The sequence below is a fragment of the Klebsiella sp. KE9456 genome, from assembly GCF_043832615.1.
GTDB classification, from domain to species: Bacteria; Pseudomonadota; Gammaproteobacteria; order Enterobacterales; family Enterobacteriaceae; genus Klebsiella; species Klebsiella indica.
The window spans coordinates 144,100-157,117 of sequence record NZ_JBDYQK010000008.1 but is presented as its reverse complement, the minus strand read 5'-3'; the positions used below and the strand labels follow the sequence as shown (position 1 = coordinate 157,117).

The window sequence follows — 13,018 nt, the reverse complement described above, 5'->3', positions numbered from 1 at the left end:
TGGCCGGGCATTGTGCCTGATCCATTCCACGAATGAAATGCTGTTTTTTACCTCAATGGCGTAAGTATAGTCAACCATTGCTTACAAAATAGACAGAAGACAACATCATCCATTACCGGAATACATAACCGGATTCACCTTCTTTGACCTCAACTTAGCTCGTCCGTTCATTCGTGGGCCAGAAGGTTGCCCCCTGTTTAGCCATATGTAATAAAGTGTCACATGGTGTAAAACGCGGGCCGTACTGTGCGGCGAGGCGCTGCAAAATCGCCACAACCTCTCCTGCGCCCAGCATATCCATATAGCGAAACGGGCCACCAAGAAACGGCGGGAAACCAATGCCAAACACCGCGCCGAGATCGCCGTCACGGGCGCTACGAATAATCTGCTCATCGAAACAACGCGCCGCTTCGTTGAGCATCATCATCACACAACGTTCCGCCACCTGCTGCGCGGACAAGCGCGCCTGTGGAGAAGAGACCCCCAGCAAAGGATAAACAGCCGGGTCGGGCCGTTTTTTGCTTTTACGCCCTTTTGTCTTATAAAGATACAAACCCCGGTTATTTTTTCTACCTTTGCGATCGTCATTCAGAATCGAGCTAATGATGTTTGCTGGCGGGCTAAAACGTTCCCCCCAGGCCGCTTCCAGCACGGGGATAATTTTGGTGCCAGTATCGATTCCCACTTCATCGAGCAACTGAACAGGGCCAACCGGAAAACCGAACTTCACCAGAGCGTTATCGATATGCTCAATCGGTTCACCTTCCGTTAATAAATGCATCGCTTCATTAATATAAGGAGCCAGAATGCGGTTAACATAAAAACCTGCTTTGTCGGCAACAACGATAGGCGTTTTCCCTTGCAGCTTCGCCAGTTTCACCACCGTTGCAATCGTTTGTTGATCGGTACCGGCATGGGGAATCACCTCCACCAGCGGCATTTTTTCTACCGGGCTGAAGAAGTGTAGCCCGATAACCCGCTGCGGCCTGCTCGCCAGAGCCGCAATCTCGCCGATCGGTAATGATGACGTATTCGATGCAAAGATGGTCTCCGCATGACAGTGCTGCTCAACTTCACGCACCATTTTTTGCTTAAGGGAAAGGTCTTCAAATACCGCTTCGATCACCACATCGCGGTGAGCAAATCCCTGGTAATCCAGAGAGCCGGAAATGAGCGCCAACTGACGATCGCGCTCGCTGGCCCGCAGATAGCGGCGGCGAACCTGCTTGTCGAGCAGGTCCCAGCTGTACCTCAGTGCGTGATTAATCCCGCCATGATTAATGTCCTTAATACGTACTGGCAGCCCTCCCCTGCACGCGGTAACCCAGGCGATGCCACCGCCCATTAATCCGCCGCCAAGAACGCCAACGCTACGCAGTTCACCAGGTTCAGCATCCGCGCCGCGATCTTTTTTCAAATCGGTACTGGCGAAAAAAACCGACCGCAGCGCCTGCGATTGTGGCGTCATCGCCAGCTCGCCAAAGGCGCGCGCCTCTTCGCTATATCCGCGATTACTGCCCTGTGCCAGCCCGATCGCCATCACCTGCAAAATGCGTTCGGTCGCCGGATAGTTACCCTGCGTCTTCTGATAGGTTTTTTTTTCTACTAACCGAAACAACAGGCTACGCGCCAGGGGGCCAGCAAGTATGCGCTCGCGCAGCGGAAGATGACGACTTTTCGACCCCCCTTTCAGCGCCAGATCCACGGCGGTTTGCAACAAAATAGTCTGCGGCACGACATCATCAACCAGCCCGGCCTTAAGTGCCTGCCGCGGACGAAGCTGCTTTCCGGTCAGAATCATATCGAGCGCACCGCTGAGGCCGATTAATCGCGGTAAACGCTGAGTGCCGCCAGATCCCGGCAGCAGCCCTAGCTGAACTTCAGGCAATCCAAGCCGGGTTTTATCATCGTCGCTACACACTCGCCCGTGGCAGGCCAGCGCCAGCTCAAGACCGCCTCCCAGACAGGCCCCATGAATGGCGGCGATAACCGGAATCGACAGCCTGTGGATCTCCGCCATAATTTGCTGCCCCTCACGGGCCAGCGATTCCGCTTCCTGCGCGCTCGCGCAGCGGGCAATCATGTTAATATCCGCCCCGGCGATAAAATTATCCGGTTTTGCCGAAATAAACACGGCGCCGCGCAGGTCTTTATTATCATGAATCTGACGGATAATTCGCCGAACCTCACTGATAAACTCGGCTTTCAGGGTATTCATTTTTTCGCCGGGAGCATCAATCGTAATAACGGCGATATTGTCCGGGCGAATCTCAAGCGCAAATGCCGATACGGTATCCATTATTCGGCCTCCAGAATCATGGCTGAACCGAGTCCGCCCGCCGCGCAGGCAGTGACCAGACCAAACCCGCCTCCGCGACGCCGCAGTTCATGCAGGGTTTGGGTTATCATCCGCGCGCCGGTGGCGGCAAACGGATGACCGTAAGCAATCGACCCGCCAAGGACGTTAAATTTGCGCTCATCCACGTCTCCCGTCGCCTGTGAACGGCCAAGCACTTCGCGGGCAAAGCGTTCGCTGGCCATACAGTGTAAATTGGCCAGCGTTTGCGCGGCGAAGGCTTCGTGCATATCAATCAGCGTTAAATCAGCCAGCGTGAGTCCCGCTCTTTCCAGCGCCAGCGGCGTCGCCCACGCAGGCCCCAGCAGCATATCCTGGCGGACATCGATGGCGGTGAAAGCGTAACTGCGCAAATAGCCCAACGGAATAAGGCCCAGCTCTTTAGCCCGGGACTCGGTCATCAGAAGCACCGCCGCCGCCCCGTCGGTTAATGGCGTACTGTTAGCGGCGGTCACCGTTCCGTGTTTGCGGTCAAAGGCCGGTCGTAACTTTTGGTAATCTGACAGTGTTGAATTTTTACGAATATTATTGTCCTGTTCCAGCGGTTCCCGGAACGGGGGGGTATACGCAGTCATAACTTCTGCTGATAGTTTGCCCTCTTCCCACGCTCTGGCTGCCAACTGGTGCGAACGAAGCGCCAGCTGATCCTGCTGTTCACGCGTAATCCCCCAGGTTTTCGCCATCTGCTCGGCGGTATCCCCCATGCGCAGCCCGGTTGAATACTCAGCAACCGCTGGCGGCACGGGCAGAAGATCGCGAAAGCGCAGACGGGAAAAGAGCTTCAGACGCTGGCTCAGGGTACGGGCTTTGTTCGCATCAACCAGAGTTCGGGCAAGTTTTTTACTGACGCCAATCGGCAACACGGAAGAGGAGTCGGCCCCGCCAGCGATACCGGCGCGGATAGTTCCCGCCATCAGGCTTTCCGCAACGTTGGCCACGGCCTGGAAACTGGTCGCACAGGCACGACTGACGCTGTAGGCATCAGTATGTACGCTCATGCCGGTTCCCAGCACAATTTCCCGGGCGATATTCGGCGCTTCCGGCATCTGTACCACCTGGCCAAAGACCAGTTGTTCTATTATTTCCGCGGGAATATTGCTGCGAGCGAGCATTTCGCCAACCACCAGCTTGCCTAAATCAACGGCAGGAATACCGTGGAATGCCGTTGCCTGTCGGGCAAACGGGGTACGTAAGCCGCTGATAATAGCAATACGATCGCCCTGACGGGTGACCAGCGGTAATACCTGACTCATAACATGCCCCTGTTAACCAATAAGACAAAGTGGTCTGACCTGATAACAGTTTTAACCAATATTTTACATTAAGCCAATCGGGGAGGGGAAAAAGTGGGAGCTAAAACACATTGAGCAGGAAAAATAACGCCCCAGTGACGAGGGGCGTGCGGGGGCAGATTAACGCAGGCCGAGCTGGAAAATCAGGGTTTCGGCTTCGCAGCAGAATACAAAGTCGATATCCAGTTTCACACTACCATCCACCTCAGTGAAGGTCGGGGTGATTTTGCACGGCTCGGATTCCACGCTACGCGCTCTGGCACTCAATGTCGCGAGAGTTTCTTCTGCTTCGGCACGGTTAGCGAACACGCGGCTCCAGGACGCGGTGCAATCGGTGTTGTCCATAATGGTGCCAACATCCATACAGCAGCAAACCGGGGTTTCATCAGCACTGCATTTACTCATCGTAGATTTCCTCTGTATATGCACTCAAGGTGCCAGACAATGACTGTGTTTATTTTACGCCCGGTGTATGCCCTCCTCCAGTCGTTAATAGCGACAAATGGGATAAGTGACAGAAATCACACTTAAAAATGATCCAAAACAAAAATACCCTACTTTTGGCATGCGCTTTACCGGCAAATTTGCCAGACAGATCTCGTTTCCAATATAACAATTGAAAAAACTTATAAACAAACTTGCAACATTTCATCTGGTCGGACCTATACTCAGCCAACTGGTCTGATTTCTCTGTCGTAAAGCAGACTCTACACTTCGCGCCTCTGTTACCACATGTAACATTGATTTAATAAAAATGACTCTATGAGGTTATGGGCATGAGCCAGAAAACCCGCGTTACCCAATCTGCCCTTGCAGTGGCTGTAGCAATTGTTTCCACCCAGGCCTGGTCAGCGGGCTTTCAGTTAAATGAATTCTCTTCGTCAGGCCTTGGTCGCGCCTATTCAGGCGAAGGCGCAATAGCCGATGATGCGGGAAACGTCAGTCGTAACCCGGCGTTAATCATGATGTTCGACCGGCCGACCTTTTCCGCTGGCGCGATTTTTGTCGATCCCGATGTCAACGTTAGCGGCAGTTCAGTGATCGGTAATGACGCCAGCCAGAAGAATATCGCGCCGACCGCATGGGTGCCCAATCTGCACTTTGTCGCGCCAATAAATGAACAGTTTGGCTGGGGGGCATCACTCACATCTAACTACGGTTTATCCACCGAGTTCAACAATGATTTCGCCGCAGGATCAATGGGCGGGATTACCGACCTTGAAACACTTAATCTCAATCTGAGCGGCGCTTATCGCCTTAACAATCACTGGAGTTTTGGTCTGGGCCTCAACGCGGTGTACGCCCGGGCAAAATTAGAGCGCTATGCCGGGGATTTACCGGATATTATCGGCGCCCAGTTGCCAGAGATGGTGCAATCAGGCGTACTGTCTCCGACCCAGGCGCAAGCAATTGGCCAGCAGGCGGGCGGTATCAGCCGCGACACTCAAATCGCTTATCTGAAGGGCGATGAATGGGGATTTGGCTGGAATGCAGGGATTTTATATGAGGTCGATAAAAATAACCGCTACGGCTTAACTTATCGTTCTGAAGTCAAAATTGATTTTGACGGGGATTATAAGAGCAGCCTGCCGTCATCCCTTAACGCCATCAATTCCGCCCTGGGGCTGGGTTTGCCCTACGGCACCGGCGGTTCCACTATTGGCGGATCTCTGACGTTGAACCTGCCTGAAATGTGGGAACTCTCCGGCTATAACCGCGTCGCGCCAAAGTGGGCCATTCACTACAGTCTGGCGTATACCAGCTGGAGCCAGTTTCAGGAGCTAAAAGCAACCAAAACCAGCGGTGGAGAAACTCTGTTCTATAAAGACGAAGGCTTTAAAGACTCCTATCGTATCGCTCTGGGGACGACCTATTACTATAACGATAGCTGGACTTTCCGTACCGGTATCGCATTTGATGATAGCCCGGTCCCGGCATCTAACCGATCCATCTCCATTCCGGACCAGGATCGTCTGTGGCTAAGCGCAGGTACGACCTATGCCTTTAATAAAGATGCGTCGGTCGATGTCGGCGTTTCTTATATGCACGGCCAGCATGTCGAATTTGATGAAGGCCCGTATCACTTCAAATCTGAAGGTAAAGCCTGGCTGTACGGTATGAACTTCAACTACCGCTTCTGATCATCTGACGGGACAAAAAGGGTGCGCATGATGCGCACCCTTTTACTTTCGGCAACGGGATTGCTTACTGAGAATCAATGTCTTTAAGATCGCCCTGAATCGCCTGCGCGTTCGGGTTTTCATTCGGCGTCAGTTTGCCGCCGTTGGCAATAAAGTCGTGACGCTGGAAGTAAGCTTCACGCATCATGATATACGGATCGGAAGACTGACGAAGCAATCCGTCGGAATCCAGCAACTGCGCGCGCGTTTCAATCCCCTCAACCATCCATTTACCAATAGACATCGGCCACGTCAGCCAGGAAAGGACCGGGTAGAAATCATCGGCCATATCGCCCCCTTCATCACGAAGAGTAAAACTGCCATAGAATGGCAATTGCATATATGGACCGTAACCAACGCCATAGTGACCCAGTGTACTGCCGAAACGGCTCGGTTCAGTGCGCCGCAGTTTCGGGTTTGCCATCCCAGCCACATCAGCCAGGCCGCCCATTCCAAGAAGCGTGTTCAGGAAGAAACGCGTGAAGTGCACCATCCCGTTATAGGGATCTCCCTTCAGGAAGAAGTTCACCATTATCGCCGGTTCTTCAAGGTTGCTGGTAAAGTTACTCAGGCCGTTACGCGCCGGCTGCGGAACATAGTCACGCCACGCCACGGCGACGGGCCGAAGCACATAGGGATCAACAACATTGTAGTTGAAGTTGAACATGGTGCGGTTAAAACCTTCAAGGGGATCTGAACGCCCCTGCGGTAGATCGCCAGAACCAGAACTGGCGCATCCCACCAGCAATGTAGCGCCAAGCGCAAGCGCCGACAGGCGAAAATTCATAGGTGTCTCCCTGTTAATTTAAGCTATCGCTGGGGGTATCCGGGGACAGCAGCCGCCATCAAGATATCGCCCATAAGCATGTGCCTGCTTTCAGCATAGCCTTCTTTGGCATCATTGTTGCCCCCAGATTCTATACACATTTTGCAATCTCCGTATTGCTAATCTTGTCATTGCGAAGAATTTAGGCGGTTATTCAGCGCCGAATTGCGGAAATCGCTCTACGATTATAATAAAGACAAGTCGCAGAGGAATAATGATGACATCGCGGACTCGCCATGACAGTAAAGAACGGGAAGTTGAAAGCGTTGAAAAACAAAAAGGAGAGGAGATCGAGGTTGATGAAGAGCATCTGCCTTCGCGAGCGATGGCCACGCATGAAGTCATTCGCCAGGAAGGCGAAAAAGAGCTTGAGCGTGATGCGATGGCGCTATTATGGTCAGCCATTGCCGCCGGACTTTCAATGGGCGCCTCACTTCTCGCCAAAGGCATCTTTCATGTGCACTCTGGCGAACTTCCCGGCGGTTTTTTGCTGGAAAATTTCGGTTATTGCTTTGGTTTTGTCATCGTTATCCTTGCTCGCCAGCAGTTATTTACCGAGAACACCGTCACCGCCGTCCTGCCTGTTATGCAGAATCCAACGTTCGGCAATATCGGCCTCTTGTTACGTTTGTGGGGCATTGTGCTCATCGGTAACTTAATCGGCACCGCGATTGCGGCGTGGGCATTCAATGCCATGCCTGTTTTCGATCAACCTACACGTGAAGCCTTCAGCGATATCAGCCTGAAGGTGATGCACAATTCCCCCTTCGAGATGTTCGCCAGCGCGATTATTGCCGGCTGGCTGGTTGCCACTATGGTGTGGATGTTCCCTGCTGCGGGGTCAGCAAAAATTGTCGTCATTATTTTGATGACCTGGCTTATCGCACTTGCAGACACTGCGCATATTGTGGTCGGCAGCGTCGAAATATTTTACCTGGTATTCACTGGGGCGATACCCTGGCAGGAATTTATCTGGCCTTTCGCTCTGCCAACGCTTGCGGGAAATATCTGCGGCGGGACCTTTATTTTCGCCTTACTGAGTCATGCGCAGATCCGTAACGATATGAGCCATGAGAAAAAAGCTCAGGCAAAAACAAAAAAGTGGTGACAGTTTAAGCAGTCAGTGCAGACCTGCTTAACCTGCAAGGGAAAAGACGCTATAATCCCGGCCGCTTCGTCCCCTTAGTTAAATGGATATAACGAGCCCCTCCTAAGGGCTAGTTGCAGGTTCGATTCCTGCAGGGGACACTTTTCCACCGTTCACTATTCTCTGTAGTCGTTCGCAGAATTCCCGGCGCTGCAAGGTTTCCATAATATACCCGCATGCCGAAACTCATTAACCGTCACCCAGTGCGGCAGGAAAAAACGGGCCAATAATTAGAAGGCTTATCCAGTGTAATATACCCTAAATTATTCGAGTTGCAGGAAGGCGGCGACGCAGTGAATCCCCGGGAGCGTACTCCAGTACGTGACTGGGGTGAACGAGGAAAGCCAACGCACATGCAACTTGAAGTATGACGGGTATAAACAGTATCGTCCCACATATTTTCCGTTTGCTCATGCTATTTATTACACCATTACTTATGCTGACTGGATTAAGACACGATTGAATGACGCATAACTGAATACACCGACCAGACTTCAAGTTGTATGCGCGTTGACAGTCACTCTCCCCCTCCCCGGACCTCGCCCTTGCGAGGACAATAAACAGCGTTCACATGCGCTCCTCGCTAATTTCCCCGTGTTCTTTCATGAAGTCGCGATAGCAAGCGAGTTTCATATCGTTTACCCATCTCATGTCTCCCTCATAGGATAAGCGCCAGCCAATCCCCGTGATTTTTGATCTCACGCAATAGTGCTATCGTTATATATGAAAAGATATAGCGATTTTTTAATCTCTTTGTTTCCGGACAGAAACATATGCCATTTTCCCGCCGTACCTTCTTGCAGGCGCTGGGCCTGGCGCTCTATTTGCCAAACATGAAAGGCTGGGCCGCCCCGAACCAGGATTTTCGACTGGGAAACCTCCCCGCGCCTGCAGCTATCCAGCGTATCGTCAGCGCCGGTGCGCCGGCGGATATGCTGCTGCTTGCCGTCGCGCCGGAAAAGCTGCTGGGATTCTCCTCATTTGATTTTTCGCGCTTTCCTCAGTCTCCGTTACCGCCAGAGATTGCCCGCCTGCGCAAACTGGGCCGTCTCGCCGGGCGCGCCAGCACCCTGTCGCTGGAGGCGCTGGTCGCGCTTGCGCCCGATCTGATTGTCGACTGCGGCAACGCCGATGAGACCTGGATATCGCAAGCCCGACGGATCGGCGCCCGCAGCGGCATTCCCTGGGTCATCATCAGCGGCACGCTGGCGACATCGGCACAGCAACTGTTAACCCTCGGCGAGATCGTCGGCCAGGAGGCGCGAACTCAGCGGCAGGCGACGCTGGCGCAACGCTTTATTAATGAGGCCCTCGCCTTTTCACATTCATCCCGCGCCGCAACCCGTTTCTACGCCGCCCGCGGCGCAAAGGGGCTGGAAACCGGGCTCGCAGGGTCGCTGCATACCGAGGCGGCGGAACTGCTTGGATTGGTTAACGTCGCCCGCGCCGCCGGACGCACCGGACTAAGTCAGGTATCGCTGGAAAATCTGCTGCAGTGGCAGCCGGACATTATCCTGACCCAGGAGGCGGCGACCTGGCGGCATATTACCCAGGATCCGATCTGGCGGGGCATTGATGCCGTGGCAAAAGGCAATGTCTTGCTACTGGACGGGCTACCCTTCGGCTGGCTGGATGCGCCGCCTGGCGTGAATCGTCTGGCTGGTCTGCGTCGCCTGCACGCCTGGCTGGATCCGAAAATACAAGCCACCCTGCAAACCGATCTTACCCGCTATAGCGAGTTGTTCTGGCATGCGGCGCTCTCTCCTCAACGCTACACGGAGCTGATGAATCCAAGATGAAACCCATTAGCCTGAGCTTCACGTTAGTGGCCGCCGCGCTGGTCACTCTGGGCATCGCATTCTTAACCGGCCCCTGGGATCTCACACCTGCGCGCCTTTGCGAACTGCTTTTCTCTTCTTCTCACGCCAACGCACGCGACAGCATCGTATTCTGGCAAATTCGCGTACCAAGAATTGCCGCCGCGTTGATAATCGGCGCCTCGCTTTCCGCCGCCGGAACCGCCTATCAGGGAATATTTCGTAACCCGCTGGTCTCACCGGATATTCTCGGCGTCGCCGCGGGCGCAGGGCTCGGCGCCTGCTTCGCTATCTGGTGGGGCGGCCCGGCGTGGTTTATCCAGCTCTGCGCATTCTTTGGCGGCCTGGCGGTTGTCGGCGGCGTGATCCTTATTGCCCGCACCGCCACCCGCCACGAACCGGTGCTGACGCTGGTCCTGGTGGGGATCGCTTTAGGCACTCTCTGTGGCGCCGGAATATCGCTTATTAAAATTATCGCCGATCCCTATACCCAGCTCCCGTCGATCACCTTCTGGCTGCTTGGTGGGCTGTCGGATATCACCCTCGGCGATCTGACTTTCGCCGCCCCGCTGATGGTTATTGGCTGTCTGCCTTTATGGCTGCTACGCTGGCGGCTCAATATGCTGACCCTTTCCGATGATGAAGCCCGCGCGCTGGGGATGAATATCGCACGCCTGCGGCTGATTATTGTGTTATGCGCCACGCTCGTCACCGCCAGCGCGGTCGCGATTGCGGGCATCATCGGCTGGGTCGGCCTTATCGTTCCACATATTGGCAGGCTGCTCACCGGAAGTAATCATCAGCGCCTGCTGCCGGTGGCGATGGCGCTGGGAACGATTTTACTCCTGTTAACCGACACCCTTGCCCGCAGCGTGAGTACCACTGAGATCCCGCTCGGTATCCTCACTTCATTTATCGGCGCGCCGTTCTTCCTGGCGCTGCTGCTACACCGGAGCCCGCTATGACGCTACTCGTAGTCGATCACGCCAGCGTTGGCTATGCCCGGCGCACGGTATTGAGCGATGTCTCATTCACCCTGTCCGCCGGGACAATTTGCTGTCTCCTGGGGGCGAACGGCGGCGGTAAAACGACGCTGATGCGCAGTATTCTCGGCCTGCTTGCGCTTCGCGGCGGTGAAATAACGCTTGACGGTATCGCCATCAGGCAGATGTCGCCGCGCGAACGCGCATGCGCGATGGCCTGGGTTCCGCAGGCCCACGAGGGCGCATTTGCTTTCAACGTCATTGATATGGTGCTGATGGGCCGCAGCCCGCACCTGAATACCTTCACCCAACCCACTCCCCGCGATCGCGAGATCGCCCTGACCCAGCTTTCATCACTTGGGATTGCCCATCTCGCCGGACGCAGTTGGTCAACGCTTAGCGGCGGCGAGCGTCAGTTGACGTTAATCGCCCGCGCCCTGGTCCAGCAACCGCGGCTGCTTTTGCTGGACGAGCCCGCGTCAAGCCTCGACTTTGGTCACCAAATCCGGCTCCTTGACGTCCTGCGTCAGCTAAGGCAACACGGGGTTACGCTGCTGATGGCAACGCACCACCCCCTGCACGCGCGGGTTGTCGCCGATCAGGTCATTCGGGTTGAAGCAGACGGTCGCGTCAGCAGCGGCGCACCACAAGAACAACTGCGCGCCAGCGCGCTCGCTGAGCTATACGGCGTGACACCCGCGCAGATCCACCACCACCTGGGTCACTCTTATTTTCAAGGATAATTATGCTCATTGACGATATTGATTTTGCCGAACTCTACCGCCAGCAGCTTAAGCTTGCCGGGCGAACCGAAAAATCCCCCGCGCACTGGGACGCCCGCGCGGAAAAAATGGCCACGGACTGCGCCCGCCCCACCGATAGTTACCTGCTGCAGTTGCTGGAGAAAATCGATTTAACCGGCGCCGATAGCCTGTTTGATATGGGTTGCGGCCCAGGCACCGTCGCACTGGCGCTGGCCGATCAACTGACCCAAGTGCACGGTGTGGATTACAGTCAGGGTATGCTGGAGGTGGCTCAGCGCCGCGCCGCACTTCAGAACATCAACAACGCCCAGTGGCACCGCCGGGCGTGGGAAGCGTCATGGGACGACCTTCCACGTTGTGATATCGCCGTGGCTTCGCGCTCCACGCTGGTCAGCGATATGCACGCCGCCATGGATAAACTTAATCGCCAGGCCAGGCTTCGCGTTTATACGACGCATCTGGTCAGTCCCTGGTTTATGTCGCCCGCTATCCAGCGCGCGCTGGGACGCGATGTGGTTGAGCTGCCGAACTATATCTACGCGCTGAATGTGCTGTATCAGATGGGTATCCATGCGCGCGTCGATTTTATTCGCGGCCCTAACTGTCAACAGGACAATAGCACTTTCGAACGTTTCGAAGAGAACGTGAAGTGGACCCTTGGCACGCTTGACGATGACGAACGCGATCGCCTTCAGCACTGGTATCGCCAGCAGGATCCACAGCAGATCGCGCCGCCGACCCGCGACTGGGCGCTGATCTCCTGGCAATGCAGGAGCGCATCATGATCTATTTTCCCCAGGCTCTTACCGATAGCTGGCTGATGGAAGATATCGGCGGCGGCGATTTGACGACCCGCGCGCTGGCCATTAGCGAACGGCCAGGCGTCATGGTATTTCGCCATCGACAGGGCGGCTGCATAAGCGGCATCGCCCCGGCAACCCAGATGCTACGCAGTCTGGGTTTAACGGTTTCGCAAACGCAGCGTGATGGCACCCGGGTGGCCGCAGGCGATATTTTACTGTGCGCCAATGGCAGCGCCGACGCGCTGCATCAGGGATGGAAAGCGGTACAAAATGTGCTCGAATGGAGCTGCGGCGTTTCGGCTTATATGGCGCAGATGCTGGACATGCTTCATCAGCGTCTGCCCAATGGTCATATTGCCTGCACCCGTAAAGCCATTCCCGGCACGCGACTATTAGGAACGCAGGCGATCGTCGCCGCTGGCGGGCTGATTCATCGCGCGGGCTGCGCGGAAACGCTACTGCTTTTCGCCAACCATCGCCGCTTCCTCAGCAACGGAAACGACTGGCATTCAGCTATCCAGCAGTTGCGGCAAAGTTCGCCGGAAAAAAAGATCGCCGTCGAAGCTGATAACGTCGATGAGGCGATCGCCGCGCTGAACGCCGCGCCGGATGTGTTGCAACTGGATAAGTTTACGCCGCAACAGGCCAGCGACATCGCGCAACAGGCGGCACGCCTCGCGCCGCACTGCACGCTGGCGCTCACCGGCGGCATCACCTTAAGCACGCTTCCCCATTATCTCGATTGTGGAATCGAACTGTTCATCACTTCGGCGCCGTGGTTCGCACAGCCAGCCGACATTCAGATCAGTATGCAGGTGGAAAGTTCGCAATAAAAATAAATAAGCCAAAA

Annotated in this window: 11 protein-coding genes and 1 tRNA gene; 8 read left to right on the top strand and 4 right to left on the bottom strand. The window is 55.1% G+C overall.

Features of this window, described 5'->3' with window-relative positions; translation table 11 throughout:
- Positions 1-154: 154 nt before the first annotated feature.
- The 3 genes from fadJ to ABK821_RS10330 all read right to left on the bottom strand — a co-directional run bounded on the left by fadJ (position 155) and on the right by ABK821_RS10330 (position 4,053).
- Positions 155-2,299, bottom strand: a complete 2,145-nt coding sequence (gene fadJ / locus ABK821_RS10340; protein WP_138361420.1) for a fatty acid oxidation complex subunit alpha FadJ — start codon at positions 2,297-2,299, stop codon at positions 155-157.
- Positions 2,299-3,609 (bottom strand): acetyl-CoA C-acyltransferase FadI, encoded by a 1,311-nt coding sequence (gene fadI, locus ABK821_RS10335; RefSeq protein ID WP_138361421.1) that lies wholly within the window; start codon positions 3,607-3,609, stop codon positions 2,299-2,301. Before fadI ends, fadJ begins: the two co-directional genes overlap by 1 nt.
- 159 nt (positions 3,610-3,768) lie before the next feature.
- The gene (locus ABK821_RS10330; RefSeq protein WP_343178236.1) at positions 3,769-4,053 is read right to left on the bottom strand and encodes a YfcZ/YiiS family protein; all 285 of its coding nucleotides are present in this window, start codon (positions 4,051-4,053) and stop codon (positions 3,769-3,771) included.
- 371 nt (positions 4,054-4,424) lie between these two features.
- Here ABK821_RS10330 and fadL point away from each other — a divergent pair, with 371 nt between their 5' ends.
- Positions 4,425-5,789, top strand: a complete 1,365-nt coding sequence (fadL, locus tag ABK821_RS10325) for a long-chain fatty acid transporter FadL (protein ID WP_343178235.1) — start codon at positions 4,425-4,427, stop codon at positions 5,787-5,789.
- 64 nt (positions 5,790-5,853) lie between these two features.
- Here fadL and mlaA read toward each other — a convergent pair whose 3' ends face one another.
- Positions 5,854-6,615: a phospholipid-binding lipoprotein MlaA gene (mlaA, locus tag ABK821_RS10320; protein WP_138361424.1), complete on the bottom strand. Its 762-nt coding sequence runs from the start codon at positions 6,613-6,615 to the stop codon at positions 5,854-5,856.
- 256 nt (positions 6,616-6,871) lie between these two features.
- Between mlaA and ABK821_RS10315 the strand changes: the two genes are divergently transcribed.
- The 7 genes from ABK821_RS10315 (at position 6,872) to modD (ending at position 13,001) form a co-directional block, all read left to right on the top strand.
- Positions 6,872-7,762: a formate/nitrite transporter family protein gene (locus tag ABK821_RS10315; protein WP_138361460.1), complete on the top strand. Its 891-nt coding sequence runs from the start codon at positions 6,872-6,874 to the stop codon at positions 7,760-7,762.
- A 68-nt stretch (positions 7,763-7,830) separates the two neighbouring features.
- Positions 7,831-7,902, top strand: a tRNA-Arg gene (locus ABK821_RS10310).
- Positions 7,903-8,574: 672 nt separating this feature from the next.
- The gene (locus ABK821_RS10305; protein WP_138361425.1) at positions 8,575-9,600 is read left to right on the top strand and encodes an ABC transporter substrate-binding protein; all 1,026 of its coding nucleotides are present in this window, start codon (positions 8,575-8,577) and stop codon (positions 9,598-9,600) included.
- Positions 9,597-10,583: an iron ABC transporter permease gene (locus ABK821_RS10300; RefSeq protein WP_138361426.1), complete on the top strand. Its 987-nt coding sequence runs from the start codon at positions 9,597-9,599 to the stop codon at positions 10,581-10,583. The genes ABK821_RS10305 and ABK821_RS10300 overlap by 4 nt, the downstream gene beginning before the upstream one ends.
- Positions 10,580-11,344 (top strand): ABC transporter ATP-binding protein, encoded by a 765-nt coding sequence (locus ABK821_RS10295; protein ID WP_308560974.1) that lies wholly within the window; start codon positions 10,580-10,582, stop codon positions 11,342-11,344. The genes ABK821_RS10300 and ABK821_RS10295 overlap by 4 nt, the downstream gene beginning before the upstream one ends.
- A 2-nt stretch (positions 11,345-11,346) precedes the next feature.
- Positions 11,347-12,150 carry a class I SAM-dependent methyltransferase gene (locus ABK821_RS10290; protein ID WP_142502344.1) on the top strand — a complete coding sequence of 268 codons (804 nt, stop codon included), beginning with the start codon at positions 11,347-11,349 and terminating at the stop codon, positions 12,148-12,150.
- On the top strand, positions 12,147-13,001 hold the full coding sequence (gene modD / locus ABK821_RS10285) for a ModD protein (protein WP_343178234.1): 855 nt from the start codon (positions 12,147-12,149) through the stop codon (positions 12,999-13,001). Before ABK821_RS10290 ends, modD begins: the two co-directional genes overlap by 4 nt.
- The last annotated feature ends 17 nt before the right edge of the window (positions 13,002-13,018 follow it).